This window comes from Massilia sp. 9096 (assembly GCF_000745265.1).
Lineage (GTDB): Bacteria > Pseudomonadota > Gammaproteobacteria > Burkholderiales > Burkholderiaceae_D > Telluria.
Genome location: NZ_JQNN01000001.1, coordinates 3,800,211 through 3,816,012, shown reverse-complemented (window position 1 = coordinate 3,816,012; position 15,802 = coordinate 3,800,211). Strand labels below are relative to the sequence as shown.

The window sequence follows — 15,802 nt, the reverse complement described above, 5'->3', positions numbered from 1 at the left end:
AAGCATCAGGAGATAACATGAAAGTTCGTTTCAACGTCGTGAAGGCGCTGGCCGCCGCCGCCATGCTGGCCGCCGCCGCGGGCGCGTCGGCCCAGCAAGCCAATACCTGGGGCGTGTCGATCGGCGCCAACCAGATCACCCCGAAAGTCGAAAGCGGCCCGATCTCGGCGCCGGCACTGCCGAACTCGCTGGGCGACGTCAGCAAGGACACCCAGCCGGTCGTCATCTTCAACTACTTCGCCACCGACCATTTCTCGCTCGAAGCCGCAGTCGGCACCCCGTACAAGCACAAGCTGTACGGCGCGGGTGCGATTTCGGGCACCGGCCAGCTGGGCACCATCGAAGCGCTGCCGCCGACCCTGTTCGTGCAGTACCGCTTCTTCGAGCCGAATGCGGTGATCCGTCCGTTCGTCGGCATCGGCGTCACCTACGCCGCGTTCCAGAAGGAAACCGGCTCGGGCACGATGACGGCGCTGACCAATCCGGGCGCGGGCGTGCCGACCACCTTCAGCATCGACAACAAGTGGACCTATTCGGGCCAGATCGGCGCGACCTGGAACATCAACGAAAAGTGGATCGCCAACGCGGCCTTCATCAAGACCCGCCTGCGCACCGACCTGCATTTCTCGACCGGCCAGTACCAGCACGTCAAGCTGGACCCGAACTCGATCATGCTGTCGGTCGGCTACAAGTTCAATCTGTAAGCTGAAAAAAGAGCCGTGCCAAAAAAAACCTGCCGCTGCGGCAGGTTTTTTTTCGACGATCGTTTGCGTTTCCGTCGTCGCGCGGACTCAGAACGCCGCGATGCCGGTCTGGGCGCGGCCCAGGATCAGCGCGTGGATGTCGTGCGTGCCTTCGTAGGTGTTGACCACTTCGAGGTTGACCATGTGGCGGATGATGCCGAACTCGTCCGAGATGCCGTTACCGCCGAGCATGTCGCGTGCGGTCCGGGCGACGTCCAGCGCCTTGCCGCAGGAATTGCGTTTCATGATCGAGGTGATTTCGACCGCGGCCGTGCCATCGTCCTTCATGCGGCCCAGGCGCAGGCAGCCTTGCAGGCCGAGCGTGATTTCGGTCTGCATGTCGGCCAGTTTCTTTTGCACCAGCTGGTTGGCGGCGAGCGGCTTGCCGAACTGCTTGCGGTCGAGCACGTACTGGCGCGCGGTATGCCAGCAGGCTTCGGCGGCGCCGAGCGCGCCCCAGGCGATGCCGTAGCGCGCCGAGTTCAGGCAGGTGAACGGACCCTTCAGGCCGCGCACCTCGGGGAAGGCGTTTTCTTCGGGGCAGAACACCTCGTCCATGACGATTTCGCCGGTAATCGAAGAACGCAGGCCGAATTTGCCGTGGATCGCCGGGGCCGACAATCCCTTCCAGCCTTTTTCCAGCACGAAGCCGCGGATCGCGCCTTCGTCGTCCTTGGCCCAGACGACGAACACGTCGGCGACCGGCGAATTGGTGATCCACATCTTCGATCCGGTCAGCGAATAGCCGCCCTCGACCTTGCGCGCGCGCGTGACCATCGAGCCCGGGTCGGAGCCGTGGTTGGGTTCGGTCAGGCCGAAGCAGCCGATCCATTCGCCGGTAGCCAGCTTGGGCAGGTATTTCTGCTTGGTCTCCTCGTTGCCGAATTCAAAGATCGGCACCATCACCAGCGAGGACTGCACGCTCATCATCGAGCGGTAGCCGGAATCGACGCGCTCGACTTCGCGCGCGATCAAGCCGTAGCTGACGTAGTTCAAGCCGGGGCCGCCGTATTGCTCGGGGATGGTCGGACCGAGCAGGCCGAGTTCGCCCATCTCGCGGAAGATCGACGTGTCCATCGCTTCATGGCGGAAGGCTTCGAGGATGCGCGGCTGCAGCTTGTCCTGGCAATAGGCATTGGCGGCGTCGCGCACCATGCGCTCTTCGTCATTCAGCTGCTCGTTCAGCAACAGCGGATCGTCCCAGTGGAACTGGGCTTTGCGGGGCGAATCGGAACGGCTCATGGGACTCCTGTCTCGGAAGAATTTTGTCACTCATTATAAAAACACCTGCCCTGAAGCGGCTTTTCAAACTGCGACAGGCATTTTCACTTTTGAACGATACCCGCAAAGCATGTCCTGTTTGCATTATCCTTCAATGATGAAAATCGGCATGCAAACGTGGGGCAGCCACGGCGATATCCGCCCGTTCATCGCGCTGGCGCAAGGATTGCAAGCGGCCGGCAACGAGGTGCACCTGGTGCTCACCAGCGTCGACAGCGGCGACTACGCGCACGTCGTCCCCGAGCATGGCCTGAAGATCACGGTGCTGGCCTCGCCGACCCTGTCGCCGGCGCAGCAAGAGGACAGCACGCGCCAGGCTCACGCCGCGCGCGACCCGTTCAAGCAGATGGCGACCATCATGCGCCAGTGCTTCGCGCCCGTCGAGGATGTCATGTTGGATGCCGCGCAAGCCCTGGCGGACGAGAACGATGTACTGATCGGCCATTTCTTCATGCACCCGCTGCAGATCGCGGCCGAGGCGGCGCGCAAGCCGTATGTCAGCGTGATGCTGTCGATCGTCGGCATCGAAAGCGCTTTCAATCATCCGCTCGGCCTGCCCGGGCTGGGCAGGATCGGCCATCGCCTGCTGTGGAAGCTGACCCGGACGCTGCTGAACCGGGTCTTCCTGCCTTATCCGAACCGCTTGCGCGCGCGGCTCGGCATGCCGCCCACGGATGACCTGCTGCGCGAGGTCTGGCTGGCGCAGACGCTCACGCTGGCGGCGGTCAGCCCGCAACTGGGCCGGGCGCAGCCGGACTGGCCGGCGCCGCTGCGCATCTGCGGCTTTCTCGACACGCCCAACCTCGCCATCGAAGGCGCGCTCCCGGAGATGCTCGGCGCTTTCCTGGCCGCCGGCGAGGCGCCGGTGTACATGACCTTCGGCAGCTGGATGCCCAAGGACGCGGCCGTCAAACCGAGGCGCTGCACCTGCTGACGCAAGCGGCGCGCACGGCAGGCTGCCGCGCCATCATCCAGAGCCCGTCCGCAGGCGACTGCGGCTTCATTGCCGACGACCGGATCCTGTACGTCGCCGCGGCGCCGCACCACGCGATCTTTCCGCATTGCCGCGCCATCGTGCACCACGGCGGCGCCGGCACCACGCAAGCGGCGACGCTGGCCGGCAAGCCGTCGATCGTCCTCGCCAATATCGGCGAACAGGAGCATTGGGGGCGGGAGCTGCGCCGGGCAGGAATTGGCGCCAGGCCGCTCAAGCGGCGCAAGACGACGCCGGCCACGCTGGCGCGGCAGATCAGGCAAGTGCTGGCGTCGCCTGGAATGGCGGCCAGGGCAGGGGAGCTTGGCGCCGCGATGCGACGGGAAAATGGCGTGGCCGAGGCGGTCGGGCTGGTCATGGCGCGCTTCGGCGCCGGCCACGAGCCGCTTGCTCAGCTGGACGCCGACAGCGCCGAAGTTGCCAACGTGGACTGAACAGCTTCGGCTTCCAGTGGGCACGGCGTGCTCGGACGTTCAAGTTCCCGCGCCGGCTGGGTGCGCGGGACGCCAAGCGCGGCGATGCGCGCATCGATATCGGCCAGCTTGCGCTGCAGCGCCTCGCGCGAAATCCTCATGGAGATGCCATGTTTCTGTCTTTGAACGCCTACCTGCGCATCGTGCGCGCCAGCGCCTGGTACGACCTGGTCGTGACCGCGCCGTTTTTAACGCCCTGGAGCTTTTCCTATGCGCAGGGCCATCTGTCGATGCTCAATGTCCGGCTCGGCGGCATGGCGCTGCCGGTTTTCGGCGCCTTCCAGACGCTGTTCGTCTGCCTGATGGGCAGCGTCGTGCTGGTGTGGTCGCTGGCGCGGCTGCATGCGCCCAGCATCGCGGGCGGACGCTTCGACGGTATGGCGCGCCTGCTGTTTGCGCTGTGGATGGCGTGGACGCTGGCCCTCACCGGCGCGCCCTTGCTGTGGCTGTTCATCGTGCCCGAGTGCGCCTGGGGCGTAGCGCAGTTTCTGCCTGTAAAACAGATGGCCCGGCGCAGCCCGGCCTGACGCGGCCCGGCCTGACGCGGCCCGGCCTAGCGCGGCCCGGCCTATCGCGCCGCGGTACTGCCGAATTTCCCGCCGTGGAAAATCAGCGCCGGCTGCGCGTCGACTTCGCATTCCTCGACTTCGCCGACGAAGATCACGTGGTCGCCTTCCGGATAGCGGCTGCGGTTGTGGCATTCGAACCAGGCTGTGACGCCTTTCAGGATCGGCTGGCCGGTGCGCGACAGTTCGAACTCGGTGCTGGCGAACGGGTCTTCGGTGCGGCGCGAAAAGCGGCGCGCGATGTCTTCCTGGCCGGCGGACAGCACGTTGATCACGTAGTGCGAGTTGCCGCTGAAGATGGGCAGGCTGTTGGCGCCGTTGGACAGGCTCCACAGCACCAGCGGCGGCTCCAGCGAGACCGAATTGAAGGAACTCGCGGTCAGGCCGCGGAAGCTGCCGTCGGCCAGGCGCGTGGTGATCACGGTGACGCCGGTGGCGAATTGGGACAGGGCCTGGCGGAAGTGAGCGGAATCGAAGGCGCGCTCGCCGGCGCGGGGGGAGCTGGTGTTCATTTGCGCATTATGCCATCAATGCCGGGCAGGTTCGCGGGTCAGCTTGTCACCCGAAATGTGCACAGGGGCGCTTTCGGTTAGAGTAAATCCATGAACAACCTATTATTTGTCGAGGTGTGCATATGAGCGAGCGAACCGAAGTGGCGATCCTGGGCGGAGGCTGCTTCTGGTGTTTGGAAGCGGTGTACCTGGAGGCGCGCGGCGTGACGCGGGTGGAATCGGGCTACATGGGCGGCGCGGCCCCGAACCCGACCTACGAGCAGGTATGCGGCGGCGCGACCGGACATGCCGAAGTCGTGCGCCTGGAATTCGACCCGGCCGTGATCGCCTATCGCGACATCCTGGAAATCTTTTTCACGATCCACGACCCGACCACCCTGAACCGCCAGGGCAACGACGTCGGCACCCAGTACCGCTCGGCGATCTTCACCACCTCGCCCGAACAGGACGCGACCGCGCACAAGGTCATGGCCGAGATGGCGCACGTGTGGGATGCGCCGATCGTCACCGAGATCCGCCCGCAGGAGACCTGGTACAAGGCCGAGGACTACCACCAGAATTACTTCGCCCAGCACCCGCTGCAGGGCTACTGCGCCTTCGTCGTGGCGCCGAAGGTGAGCAAGTTCCGTGCGATGTTTGCGCAGCGGGTGAAGTAAAGTAAAAGCAGGTTGGCGTGATCGATGCTCCCGGCATCAGTCACCCACCCTATGGCCTCTGCATCACTTGTACATGTAATTGCGCGACCACGGAATCTGCTTCGGATCCTGCCCCGCCTTGCCGCACACGATCTGGTACAGGCTGATCCAGTCATGCGCGAAAGCGTAGGCGCAGCCGGCCAGGTAGACGTGCCAGATGCGGAAGGTTTTCGGATCGACGGTCGGGCGGATGCGCTCGGCGTTGTCCTCGAAGTTCTCGGCCCACAGTTCGCAGGTGCGCGCGTAGTGACGGCGCAGGTTTTCGACGTCGCGCACTTCCAGGCCGCCCTGCTGCATGGTGCGGATCACGGTCGACAAGTGGCCCAGCTCGCCGTGCGGGAACACGTACTTGTCGATGAATTCGCCGCCGCCGTAGGGGCTGGCGCGCTGTTCGATGTCGGTCGTGGTGATGCCGTGGTTCATGACCAGGCCATCGTCGGCCAGCAGCTTGTCGATGCGGTTGAAGTATTCCGGCAGATTGTCGACGCCGACGTGCTCGAACATGCCGACGCTGGTGATGCGGTCGAACGTGCCGCTGACGTCGCGGTAGTCCTGCAGGCGGATCTCGATCCGGTCCTGCAGGGCGGCCTGGGCCACGCGCTCGCGCGCCATTTCGTACTGGCGCTCGGACAAGGTGACGCCGACCACGCGCGCGCCGAACTTCGAGGCCGCGCGGATCGCCAGCGCGCCCCAGCCGCAGCCGATGTCGAGCAGGGTGTGGCCCGGCTGGACGCCGATCTTAGTCAGGATGTGGTCGATTTTCTTTTGCTGGGCCGTGGCGAGATCCTCGTCGCCGTTCTCGAAGTAGGCGCAGGAATACACCATGGCCGGGTCGAGGAACTGCTGGTAGAACTCGTTCGAGACGTCGTAGTGGTAGCGGATCGACTCGGCGTCCTTTTCCTTGGTGTGCGCCGCGAACAGGTTCATGGCGGCGCTGGCGACGCGGCTGCTGCGCGGCGGCTTGCCCGTGGATTCGGCCAGCAGGCTGCCGATGTGGATCATGTCGGCCGAGCGTCCTTCGATCTCGAGCTGGCCCTCGACATAGGCCTCGCCGAGGCTGTCCAGGGTGGGCGTCAGCAGGTAGCGCAGTGCGCCCATGTTCGGCACCCGGATCTTGACGCGCGGCTGCTCGGACGACAGGTCGACCTGTTCGCCGTTCCACAATTCCACACGCAGCGGCAAGTCGTATTTGTCACGGATGCCTGAGGTCCAGGCGGCTAGCTTCATTTGATCGAACACGCGCATTCCTCCGAAGAGGTCGGACCGGCCCCATGCGGCCCTACCGACCTTATGGTTGCAAACGTTGCCGCGCCCAGCTTCCATCTTCCTGCCGCGTGTAGACGATGCGGTCATGGAAGCGTGAACGCCTCCCTTGCCAGAACTCGATGCGTTCAGGCTCCAAGCGAAACCCGCCCCAGTTGGCTGGACGCGACGGTGCTTCGCCGTATTGACGCGCGACCTCCTCGTAGTTATGCTCGAGGCTGGCGCGATTGGCGATCGGCGCACTTTGTCGGGACGCGATCGCCGCCAGCCGGCTTTTCAGGGGCCGGCTGTTGAAATACTTGTCGCTTTCCTCGGCACTCGTGCGTTCGACCCTGCCTTCGATCCGCACTTGCCGTTCAAGTTCACGCCAAAAGAATAGCAGACATGCAAACGGTTTGCTGGCAATCTGCTTGCCTTTTTGGCTATCGTAATTCGTGTACCAGGTAAAACCGCGCGCGTCGAACTGCTTGACCAGCACGATGCGCGAGGTCGGGCGGCCATCGTCGTCCACGGTCGACACGCCCATCGCGTTCGGCTCGTTTACCTCGGCCTTCAGGGCTTCTTCGAACCAGCGCGTGAATTGCTGGATCGGGTCGTCGGCGACGTCGTTCTCGTCCAGCTGGGCATGGCCGTAATCCTTGCGCAGGTCGGCCACGCGATCGCCGATCGCGCCGCCGGGCGCCGTTGTGACCGCGGTTGCGGTTGCGGCTGCGGGCGCAGGCACCGCATCGCATGATGCCGGCGCGGCCGTCGGGTCGATGCCGCGGCGGCGGCGCATCGCCTGGCCAAGCTGGTCCATCTGCTGGGCATCAAACAGGCGCAGCGCCATCGGCGCAATGATGCCTTCCTCGCGTTCCATGTGGCTCAGGTAGCGCTGTACGAAGCGCTGCACGATGCTGGTGGACAGATGCGTGGCGCTGCCATCGACAATCAAGGCGAGCTGCTCGTGCAGGTCCTGCCACATCGCATCCATGTCCTTGTGGTCTTGCAGGATGGTCGGCGCCAGCGCCTGCAGCGTGGCCGCGTCCTCGCCCCGCGCGACCGCGGTCAGCATCGGGATCAGGTCCTGTTCCTCGTCGTCGTGGTGCAGGTGGGCGGCCTTGTCGAAGTACTTCAGCACGGCGGCTGCGGCCTGGCGCGCCTGTTCGTCGGCGCCATGTTCGGGAAGATGCGCCAGCAGCTTTTCCAGCGTCGCCAGCTGCTTGCGGATGCGGCCGTGGCAGTGTTTGAGGACGGCGACCGGCTGGTCGAAATCGGGGGCGGTGTCATGCAGAGGCTGGTTCATGGTGCGGTATCGGTGCTGTTGATGAGCTGTTGTCGAGTACTGTTGCTGAGGTACAAAAACTGAAGGCAAATATTTGGTTGACTGAAAGTTATTTTAGAGCAATGAGTGCGGTTCCGTCCGGTAAAATGGCAGGATCATGACGACTCTTCCTACTTCTCTCTTTACCCCGGCTGCTGTCGATTTGCGCAATGAGCTGAGCGACGAAGTCGACTTTGAACGCCGCTTCGGCGGTATCGCCCGTCTCTACGGTGAGCCTGCGCTCGAACGATTCCGGACGGCGCACGTTTGCGTGGTCGGTGTCGGCGGCGTCGGCTCCTGGATCGTCGAGGCGCTGGCGCGCAGCGCGGTCGGCCGCCTGACCCTGATCGACCTCGACAACGTGGCCGAATCGAACATCAACCGCCAGATCCAGGCGCTGTCGAACACGGTCGGCATGCCCAAGATCGAAGCGCTCAGGCAGCGCATCGCGCTGATCAACCCCTACTGCGAAGTCGAGCTGGTCGAGGATTTCATCGACCCCGACAACATCGCCCGGATGATCGGCACCGATCGTTTCGACTACGTGGTCGACGCCATCGACAGCGCCAAGGCCAAGGCCGCGCTGATCGCCCACTGCAGCGAGCACGCGGTGCCGCTGGTGGTGATCGGCGGCGCCGGCGGCCTGATCGATCCGACCCTGGTCGAGATCCGCGACCTGGCGCGCACCGAGCAGGAGCCGCTGCTCAAGCGCGTGCGCAAGATCCTGCGTGCACGCTACGGCTTTGCCAAGGGCGAGAAGAACAAGTACCACATCGACGCCGTGTTCTCGATGGAGCCGCTGCGTTACCCGGATGCGGGCGACGCCTGCGCGATCGATCCCAACAGCATCACCGGCCTGAACTGCGCCGGCTTCGGTTCCAGCATGGTGGTCACCGCCACCTTCGGCATGGTCGCCGCCGGGCACCTGCTGCGCAAGCTGGCCGAGCAGGCCAAGGCCGTAGTGGCCGCCGCATCGGTCGCCGCGCCGGCGCCGCAGCATGTCGCCGACGTGGCGCAGGCCGCTGGGCAAGCGGAAGAGGCCTTGTTATCATAGGACCAGTTTTCTACTGATTCGTGAAAGAGGCTCCATGATCCGTCGTATCGCCCTCGTCGGCCTGCTGCTGGCTGCGGCCGCCGCCAACGCCCAGGACTCGACCGCGCCGAAAGACCCGGCCGGCGCCACCGCAACCGCCGCCACCCCGGCCAATCCCGCCAATCCGGTCACCCCCGCCGCCCCCGCCACCCCCGAGGCGCAGGCGCCGCAGGGCCCGCACGTGCAAGTCATCGACCAGGTGGTCGGCAAGGGCAAGGAAGCCGCGGTCGGCAACAAGGTGACCGTCAACTACACCGGCTGGCTGTACAAGCCGATGGCCGCCAAGCAGCGCGGCCGCAAGTTCGATTCCTCGCTGGACGCCGGCCGCACCCCGCTCGATTTCCAGCTGGGCGCCGGCCAGGTGATCAAGGGCTGGGAGCAGGGCGTGGCCGGCATGAAGGTCGGCGGCAAGCGCACCCTGATCATCCCGAGCGAGCTGGCCTACGGCCACCGCGGCGCACCGGGCGGCAGCATCGGTCCGGATGCCGACCTGATCTTCGACGTGGAACTTCTGGACGTCAAATAAACGCAATTCAGAACCCGGAGGGCATATGCGCATCGCAAATGACGTAACGGAACTGATCGGCAACACCCCGCTGGTGCGCATCCGCCGGCTGGCGCGCGACGCGTCGGCGGAAGTCGTCGCCAAGCTGGAGTTCTACAATCCGGCGCACAGCGTCAAGGACCGGATCGGCTGGGCCATGATCGAAGCGGCCGAACAGGCCGGCAAGATCGGGCCCGACACCACCATCGTCGAGCCGACCAGCGGCAACACCGGCATCGCGCTGGCGATGGTGTGCGCGGCGCGCGGCTACCGCTGCAAGCTCGTCATGCCGGATACCATGAGCAACGAGCGGCGCATGCTGCTGCGCGCCTACGGCGCCGAACTGGTGCTCACGCCCGGTGCGGAAGGCATGCTGGGGGCGATCCGCAAGGCCGAGGAAATCGTGGCCGGCGATCCGACCTGCTTCATGCCGCAGCAGTTCAACAACCCGGCCAACCCCGAGGTGCACCGCCGCACCACCGCCGAGGAAATCTGGCGCGACACCGACGGCAAGGTCGACATCATGGTGGCCGGCGTCGGCACCGGCGGCACGATCACCGGCGTGGCCGAAGTGCTCAAGCAGAGGAAGCCCGGCTTCAAGGCGATCGCGGTCGAACCGGAAGCCTCGCCGATGCTGTCCCAGGGCGCCAAAGGCCGCCACCAGATCCAGGGCATCGGTGCCGGTTTCGTGCCGGACGTGCTCAACACCCACGTCTACGACGAAGTCATCGCCGTGCCCGACCAGATGGCGTTCGAGACCGCGCGCCTGGCCGCGCGCGAGGAAGGGCTGCTGGTCGGCATCTCGTCCGGCGCCGCGCTGTGGGCGGCGCTGCAGGTCGCGCGCCGGCCAGAGAACGCGGGCAAGCTGATCGTCGTGATCATCCCTTCTTTTGGGGAGCGCTATCTCAGCACGGCGCTGTTCGCCGACCTGGCCGGCTGAGCCGGGGTTTATCGAGCGTCCAAAACAAAACGGCCTGCGTTCTGCAGGCCGTTTCTTTATATCGAGCGGCGTTCAATGCGCGTGCGGATGCGCATGATCGTGGTCGTGATCGTGATCGTGATCGTGCGCATGGTCATGATCGTGATCATGATCGTCGTGCGCGTGCGCGTGCGCGCTGAGCCCGTCGTGCAGCGCGCAGTTGTCGTGCCGGGTCGTGCCTTGCTCGACCTGCAGCGTGGTGTGGTGGATCGAGAAATCCGCGCGCAGCTTGCCGACGATGGCGTCGAGCGCCGCGTCGCCCGGGTAACCGCCCGGCATCACCAGGTGCGCCGTCAGCGCGGTCTCGGTGGTGCTCATCGCCCAGATATGCAGATCGTGCACCTCGGTCACGCCCGGCTGGTCGGCAAGATAGGCGGTGATTTCGCTCGCGTCGACGCTGGCCGGCACGCCCGCCAGCACCATCTGCAGCGATTCCCTCAAGAGCGACCACGTCCCGACCACGATCGTCACCACCAGCAGCAGGCTGACCGCCGGGTCGAGCCAGGCCCAGCCGGTGTACTTGACGACCAGGCCCGACACCACCACCCCCAGCGACAGCACGGCGTCGGCCGCCATGTGCTGGTAGGCGCCGCGCACGTTGATGTCGCCCTTGCTGCCGGCCACGAACAGCCAGGCCGAGAAGCCGTTGACCAGCACGCCGATCGCGGCCACGATCGAGACCGTGCCGCCTTCGACCGCGACCGGATGCAGGATGCGCTGCACCGCTTCCAGCGCGATCGCCCCGCTCGCGACCATCAGCAGCAGGGCGTTGGCCAGCGCCGCCAGGATGCTGGTGCCGCGCAGGCCGTAGGTGAAGCGGCGGGTCGGGGCGCTTTTCGTGAGCAGCGCCGCGCCCCAGGCCAGGCCGAGTCCGAGCACGTCGGACAGGTTGTGGCCGGCGTCGGCCATCAGCGCGGTCGAGTTGGCGATGAAGCCGTAGACGAACTCGATGGCGACGAAAGCCGTGTTCAGGGCGATCGCGATGGCGAAGGCGCGGCCGTTGTCGGCGCCCGAGGTCGGGTGGTGATGGTGGTGGCCATGGTCGTGGCCGTGGTGGTGATGGAGACTCATGCGTCCAGTCCGTTGTTGGGTATGGGTTCGGCGATGTGTTCGAACATGTTGGCGAGCAGGCTGCTGATGTGAGCGTCGGCAGCCGCGTAGAACACCTGCTTGCCCTGGCGCTCGGCCTTGACGATGCGGGCCGCGCGCAGCAGGCGCAGGTGGTGGCTGACGAGCGAGCTCGACAGGTCGAGGCGCGCCGCGATGTCGCTCACCGCGATCGGCTGCGCCAGGCAGGCCAGCACGATGCGCAGGCGGGTCGGGTCGCCCAGCAGGTGGAACAGATCGGACAGTTCGTCGACGCGGTGATCGATATCGGTAGGGAAGCTCATGTTTAACATGTGAAGAACTGTTCACATGTTAGGGGCTTACGAGGGCGGGGGCAAGGCTAAAGTGCGAAAATTACCGAGGTGTAATACTGAGGTGTGGCAAAAAGGCGGCGGCCGGGGAGGCCGCCTTGCGGGTCGATCAGTGCTCGATCAGCGCTTGGGCCGCAGGTAGCCGTGCATCGCCAGCCAGCGCGCATAGTCGTCGAACCAGCCGGTGCTGGTGGTGCTCTTCTGGTACATGCCGAAGCCATGGCCGCCCTGTTCGTACAGGTGGAACTCGACCGGGCGCTTGACGCCGCGCCAGCTGTCGATCAGGCCGAAGCCGCCGTTGCCGAACAGCGGATCGTCGGCGGCCAGCGCGACGAACAGCGGCGGCGCGTCGTTCGGGGCCGTGACCGGCGCCAGCGGCCCGTAGATGGTGGCGATGAAGGCCGGCTTGACGTCCGGCGCGTGCAGCGCGGTCGCCAGCGTCAGCATGGCGCCGGCCGAGAAGCCGACCATGCCGACGCGGTCGGGATCGACGTGCCAGGTCTTCGCGCGCGTGCGCACCAGCGCGAACGCGGCGCGCGCGTCGGCGATCTGCGGCGCGTATTCCACGGCCGGGTCGCGCTGCACCGGCGGCTTGGCCGCGCCGGAGAACATCTGCGCCATCGAGCGCTCGAAGCCGGCCATGTCGGCCGGGGTCTGCACCAGGCGGTACTTCAGCACGAAGGCGGCGACGCCCTTGTCGGCCAGGGCCTTGGCCACGTCCCAGCCCTCGTTGTTCATCGACAGCGTGCGAAAGCCGCCCCCGGGCGCGACGATCACCGCGGCGCCGCTGGCCTTGGCGGGATCGGGCAGGAAGGGCGTCAGCGTGGCCACGGTGACGTTACGGGCGAACACGCTGCCGTACTGGCTGTGCCAGCTTTCCTGCACGGTCGCGCCGGGCAAGGGGCCGGTGCCGAGTACGATCGCGTCCGGCTGGGCCGGTATCGCGATCGGGGTCATCTTGTCGTTCTGCGCGAAGGCGCTGCTGCTTGCGCCGAGCGCGCAGCCCAGGGAAAAGGCCAGGGCCAGGCCTTGGGCCAGTTTGCGGATCGTCGTCATCGTCGGGTCTCCATTGTTGAATTCATTTATCCAGCACCACGGTGCGGCTCAGCACCAGCGGGGCTTCCTGCGTCGTTGCGCTAGAGCCCGGCTGGCCCGAGCCGACGCTCAGCTTGTACGCGCCCGGCGTCAGCTGGCGCACGCCGTCGCGCGTGACGAAACTCAGGTCGCGCGGCGACAGTTTGAAACTGATGCGACGGCGCTCGCCGGCCTTGAGCGGCACGCGCTGGAAGCCGCGCAGCGCCAGCCGTGGCGCGCCTTCGAAGCCGGGCGGCGTCAGGTACAGCTGGGCGACTTCGACGCCTTCGCGCGCACCGGTGTTGGCGACTTCGGTGCTGACCACCACGCCCTTGTCCACCGCGCCGCCGACCGGCTCCACGCGCAGCGGCATGTAGCTGAAGGTGGTGTAGCTCAGGCCCGCGCCGAACGGATACACCGGCGTGCCGGCATAGTAGCGGTAGGTGCGGCCCTTCATCGTGTAGTCGTCGAAGGGCGGCAGGTCGGCCAGCGAGCGGTAGAAGGTCAGCGGCAGGCGCCCGCCCGGCTCGGCGCGGCCGGCCAGCACGTCGGCGACCGCGAGGCCACCCGACTGGCCCGGATACCAGGCTTCCAGGATCGCGCCTGCATTCTCCTTGGCCCACGACAGGTCGAGCGCGCTGCCGTTCATCAGCACCACCACCAGCGGCTTGCCCAGCGCCTTGGCCTGCTCCAGCAGGTGGCGCTGGTCGGCCGGCAGGTCGAGCGAGGTCTTGTCGCCGCCCGAGAAGCCCTCGGTCTTGATCGCCATCTCTTCGCCTTCGAGGTCCGAGGTCAGGCCGACCACGGCGACGATGACGTCGGCCTCGCGCGCGCCCGCGGCCAGGTCGGCGTCCGGGCTGGTCGATACGCGCTTCCAGAACAGGCCGGGCACGCCCGAGCCGCCGGTCTCGGCCTGGAAGTGCAGCGGGTAGCGCTCGCCCTTCTCGAGCTTCACGTCGGTGAGCTGGAGCGGCTCGCCCCATTTCGAATACTCGGCGGCTTTCACGGCGGGCTTGGCGCCGACCGTCAGCTCGCCCTGCACGCCGCTGACGCCGATGCGATAGGTGCCGCTTTCGGGTGCGACCAGGTAGCCGGTCCAGACCACCTTGTTGCGGTCGGCGACGCCCTTCAGTTCGAGCGCATGCGATTCCAGGCCCGGCTCGGTGCGGGTGGCGGCCGGCTTGCCCTCGAAGCCGCTGGCGGCGGCGTTGAAGTACTCGGCGCGCAGGCCCGGCTTGCCGTCCGGCGTCTGCAGGGCGGAGGCCGGCACCGGATCGCCGTCGGTGATCGAGGCGCCGGCCGGGATCAGGCGGATGCTGGCCTGCGGCAGCGCGCGATGCAGGCCGTCCAGCACCGACACCGGCGGTGCCGACTGGGTCGACGAATAATTCCCGCGCAGCACACGGGTGGCGTCGGCCAGTGGCCCGATCACGGCCAGCTTCACGCCCGGCTTGAGCGGCAGCACGCCGTCGTTCTTGAGCAGCACCATGCTCCCGACCGCGGCCTTGAGTGCCAGCGCCTGGTGCTCGGGCGTGTTGATCGCGCTGACCGGGACTGGCTTGGCATCGCGTCCGGGCAGGCCGGCCAGGTCGCCGTTGCGGTAGCGCGCCGAGAACAATCGCACCAGCGCGCGGTCGATGTCGTCCGTGCCGATCAGGCCGCGCTGCCAGGCTTCCTTGTAGCGTGCGCTCAAGCCCGGCACGTCGCCCAGCGTCTGCGTGTTGCACTCGTTGTCGGTGCCGGCCTTCAGGGCCACGGCCACCGCGGCGGCCGGATCGGTCGCGTACTTGTGGCGCTCCGAGATGTCGGTGACGGCGTCGCAGTCCGACACCACGTAGCCCTTGAAGCCCCACGCCTCGCGCAGGTGTTCCTTCATCAGGATCTCGCTGCCGCAGGCCGGCTGGCCGTTGATGCGGTTGTAGGCGCACATGATCGAGCCGGCCTTGGCATCGACGATGGCGGCGCGGAAGGCCGGCAGGTAGGTGTCCTCGAGGTCGTGGCGCGACACGAACACGTCGGCCACGTGGCGCGTCGATTCCGGCCCGCTGTGCACGGCGAAGTGCTTGGGCGTCGCGATCACGTTCGGCAGTTCGGCGTTCGGTCCCTGCATGCCCTGGACGAAGGACACGCCCAGCGTCGCGGTCAGATACGGGTCTTCGCCATAGGTTTCCTGGCCGCGGCCCCAGCGCGGATCGCGGAAGATGTTGATGTTCGGCGACCAGGTATCGAGCCCGGTGCCGATCTTGCCCAGGTGGCCGGTCTGGCGGCCCAGGGTGTGCAGCGCGCGCACCTCGACGCTGATGGCGGCGGCGACATCGTGCACCAGCGGCGCGTCGAAACTGGCGGCCAGGCCGATCGGCTCGGGGAAGTTGGTGGTCGGGAGCGGACCGAGCGCGCCGTGCAGCGACTCGGTCCACCAGTTGTAGGCGGGGATGCCCAGGCGCGGCACGCTAGGTGCCACGTTCAGCAGCTGGCCGATCTTTTCGTCGAAGCTCATGCGCGCGACCAGCGCGCGGGCGCGGGCGTCGGCTTCAACGCGGGCGTCCGCGCGCGCGTCGGCGGATGACGCGGCGGCGTGAGCAATCAACGGGATGAGCGCCGCCAGCAGCAGCGTGGCTCGCTTCAGGCGCGGCTTGTCTCCTGCATGGCCAATCCTGTTGGCCTTATTCTTGTGCATGTCGGACCCTGTGGAAGTTGGGATGGCAGGCGTGAATGCCTGGAGCCTAACTGTAGTGCAGGAACCGTCGAGCGACCAATCAGTTTTTTGTGGAGACCGATACCGGTAAACGTATCAGGGCCGCGGCGCTGGCCGTGGCCCTGACGGCCTGCCTGTCCAGCGCCCTTAGCGGCGGTCGACCTGCTCG

Annotated in this window: 16 protein-coding genes; 8 read left to right on the top strand and 8 right to left on the bottom strand. The window is 66.5% G+C overall.

What is annotated here, in order from left to right:
• Positions 1 to 17: 17 nt before the first annotated feature.
• Complete coding sequence (locus FA90_RS16440) at positions 18 to 704, top strand: OmpW family protein (RefSeq protein WP_036170454.1); 687 nt, start codon at positions 18 to 20, stop codon at positions 702 to 704.
• Between the two features lie 87 nt (positions 705 to 791).
• Here FA90_RS16440 and FA90_RS16435 read toward each other — a convergent pair whose 3' ends face one another.
• Complete coding sequence (locus FA90_RS16435) at positions 792 to 1,985, bottom strand: acyl-CoA dehydrogenase (RefSeq protein WP_036170452.1); 1,194 nt, start codon at positions 1,983 to 1,985, stop codon at positions 792 to 794.
• A gap of 148 nt (positions 1,986 to 2,133) precedes the next feature.
• Between FA90_RS16435 and FA90_RS16430 the strand changes: the two genes are divergently transcribed.
• From FA90_RS16430 to FA90_RS16420, 3 genes are all read left to right on the top strand, one after another.
• Complete coding sequence (locus tag FA90_RS16430) at positions 2,134 to 2,958, top strand: glycosyltransferase (protein ID WP_197065317.1); 825 nt, start codon at positions 2,134 to 2,136, stop codon at positions 2,956 to 2,958.
• Positions 2,910 to 3,452: a glycosyltransferase gene (locus tag FA90_RS16425; RefSeq protein WP_373994640.1), complete on the top strand. Its 543-nt coding sequence runs from the start codon at positions 2,910 to 2,912 to the stop codon at positions 3,450 to 3,452. Before FA90_RS16430 ends, FA90_RS16425 begins: the two co-directional genes overlap by 49 nt.
• Positions 3,453 to 3,601: 149 nt before the next feature.
• A complete protein-coding gene (locus tag FA90_RS16420; protein WP_036170446.1) occupies positions 3,602 to 4,018 on the top strand; it encodes a hypothetical protein in 417 nt (138 codons plus the stop codon).
• A 41-nt stretch (positions 4,019 to 4,059) separates the two neighbouring features.
• On the opposite strand, the gene FA90_RS16415 is transcribed toward FA90_RS16420, so the two are convergent.
• On the bottom strand, positions 4,060 to 4,569 hold the full coding sequence (locus FA90_RS16415; RefSeq protein WP_036170444.1) for a flavin reductase family protein: 510 nt from the start codon (positions 4,567 to 4,569) through the stop codon (positions 4,060 to 4,062).
• A gap of 122 nt (positions 4,570 to 4,691) precedes the next feature.
• On the opposite strand from FA90_RS16415, the gene msrA reads away from it, so the two are divergent.
• Positions 4,692 to 5,225: a peptide-methionine (S)-S-oxide reductase MsrA gene (msrA, locus tag FA90_RS16410; protein ID WP_036170442.1), complete on the top strand. Its 534-nt coding sequence runs from the start codon at positions 4,692 to 4,694 to the stop codon at positions 5,223 to 5,225.
• 63 nt (positions 5,226 to 5,288) lie between these two features.
• Here msrA and FA90_RS16405 read toward each other — a convergent pair whose 3' ends face one another.
• Positions 5,289 to 6,503: a cyclopropane-fatty-acyl-phospholipid synthase family protein gene (locus FA90_RS16405; protein ID WP_036176059.1), complete on the bottom strand. Its 1,215-nt coding sequence runs from the start codon at positions 6,501 to 6,503 to the stop codon at positions 5,289 to 5,291.
• Between the two features lie 49 nt (positions 6,504 to 6,552).
• On the bottom strand, positions 6,553 to 7,812 hold the full coding sequence (gene pdxH / locus FA90_RS25815; protein WP_081933893.1) for a pyridoxamine 5'-phosphate oxidase: 1,260 nt from the start codon (positions 7,810 to 7,812) through the stop codon (positions 6,553 to 6,555).
• A 136-nt stretch (positions 7,813 to 7,948) separates the two neighbouring features.
• On the opposite strand from pdxH, the gene FA90_RS16395 reads away from it, so the two are divergent.
• The 3 genes from FA90_RS16395 to cysK are packed head-to-tail and all read left to right on the top strand — an operon-like array spanning position 7,949 to position 10,407.
• Entirely contained in the window at positions 7,949 to 8,884 is a 936-nt protein-coding gene (locus FA90_RS16395) for a ThiF family adenylyltransferase (protein WP_036170440.1), read from the top strand.
• A 34-nt stretch (positions 8,885 to 8,918) separates the two neighbouring features.
• Positions 8,919 to 9,449 carry an FKBP-type peptidyl-prolyl cis-trans isomerase gene (locus tag FA90_RS16390; protein ID WP_036170438.1) on the top strand — a complete coding sequence of 177 codons (531 nt, stop codon included), beginning with the start codon at positions 8,919 to 8,921 and terminating at the stop codon, positions 9,447 to 9,449.
• Between the two features lie 25 nt (positions 9,450 to 9,474).
• Positions 9,475 to 10,407: a cysteine synthase A gene (gene cysK, locus FA90_RS16385; protein ID WP_036170436.1), complete on the top strand. Its 933-nt coding sequence runs from the start codon at positions 9,475 to 9,477 to the stop codon at positions 10,405 to 10,407.
• Between the two features lie 72 nt (positions 10,408 to 10,479).
• On the opposite strand, the gene FA90_RS16380 is transcribed toward cysK, so the two are convergent.
• From FA90_RS16380 to FA90_RS16365, 4 genes are all read right to left on the bottom strand, one after another.
• Positions 10,480 to 11,517, bottom strand: coding sequence for a cation diffusion facilitator family transporter (locus FA90_RS16380; protein WP_081933892.1), 1,038 nt, complete (start codon positions 11,515 to 11,517; stop codon positions 10,480 to 10,482).
• Positions 11,514 to 11,837 carry a helix-turn-helix transcriptional regulator gene (locus FA90_RS16375; RefSeq protein WP_036170434.1) on the bottom strand — a complete coding sequence of 108 codons (324 nt, stop codon included), beginning with the start codon at positions 11,835 to 11,837 and terminating at the stop codon, positions 11,514 to 11,516. Before FA90_RS16375 ends, FA90_RS16380 begins: the two co-directional genes overlap by 4 nt.
• Before the next feature lie 147 nt (positions 11,838 to 11,984).
• Positions 11,985 to 12,920, bottom strand: coding sequence for an alpha/beta hydrolase (locus FA90_RS16370; RefSeq protein ID WP_036170433.1), 936 nt, complete (start codon positions 12,918 to 12,920; stop codon positions 11,985 to 11,987).
• Between the two features lie 22 nt (positions 12,921 to 12,942).
• Positions 12,943 to 15,615, bottom strand: a complete 2,673-nt coding sequence (locus tag FA90_RS16365; protein WP_081933891.1) for a glycoside hydrolase family 3 C-terminal domain-containing protein — start codon at positions 15,613 to 15,615, stop codon at positions 12,943 to 12,945.
• Positions 15,616 to 15,802 lie beyond the last annotated feature (187 nt).

What these genes read in the sequence shown, in the direction of transcription:
- FA90_RS16365 (WP_081933891.1), bottom strand. Translation starts at nt 15,615, where the DNA reads ATGCACAAGAATAAGGCCAACAGGATTGGCCATGCAGGAGACAAGCCG.
- FA90_RS16415 (WP_036170444.1), bottom strand. Translation starts at nt 4,569, where the DNA reads ATGAACACCAGCTCCCCCCGCGCCGGCGAGCGCGCCTTCGATTCCGCT.
- FA90_RS16395 (WP_036170440.1), top strand. Translation starts at nt 7,949, where the DNA reads ATGACGACTCTTCCTACTTCTCTCTTTACCCCGGCTGCTGTCGATTTG.
- FA90_RS16375 (WP_036170434.1), bottom strand. Translation starts at nt 11,837, where the DNA reads ATGAGCTTCCCTACCGATATCGATCACCGCGTCGACGAACTGTCCGAT.
- pdxH (WP_081933893.1), bottom strand. Translation starts at nt 7,812, where the DNA reads ATGAACCAGCCTCTGCATGACACCGCCCCCGATTTCGACCAGCCGGTC.
- msrA (WP_036170442.1), top strand. Translation starts at nt 4,692, where the DNA reads ATGAGCGAGCGAACCGAAGTGGCGATCCTGGGCGGAGGCTGCTTCTGG.
- FA90_RS16435 (WP_036170452.1), bottom strand. Translation starts at nt 1,985, where the DNA reads ATGAGCCGTTCCGATTCGCCCCGCAAAGCCCAGTTCCACTGGGACGAT.
- FA90_RS16390 (WP_036170438.1), top strand. Translation starts at nt 8,919, where the DNA reads ATGATCCGTCGTATCGCCCTCGTCGGCCTGCTGCTGGCTGCGGCCGCC.
- cysK (WP_036170436.1), top strand. Translation starts at nt 9,475, where the DNA reads ATGCGCATCGCAAATGACGTAACGGAACTGATCGGCAACACCCCGCTG.
- FA90_RS16440 (WP_036170454.1), top strand. Translation starts at nt 18, where the DNA reads ATGAAAGTTCGTTTCAACGTCGTGAAGGCGCTGGCCGCCGCCGCCATG.
- FA90_RS16420 (WP_036170446.1), top strand. Translation starts at nt 3,602, where the DNA reads ATGTTTCTGTCTTTGAACGCCTACCTGCGCATCGTGCGCGCCAGCGCC.
- FA90_RS16370 (WP_036170433.1), bottom strand. Translation starts at nt 12,920, where the DNA reads ATGACGACGATCCGCAAACTGGCCCAAGGCCTGGCCCTGGCCTTTTCC.
- FA90_RS16380 (WP_081933892.1), bottom strand. Translation starts at nt 11,517, where the DNA reads ATGAGTCTCCATCACCACCACGGCCACGACCATGGCCACCACCATCAC.
- FA90_RS16430 (WP_197065317.1), top strand. Translation starts at nt 2,134, where the DNA reads ATGCAAACGTGGGGCAGCCACGGCGATATCCGCCCGTTCATCGCGCTG.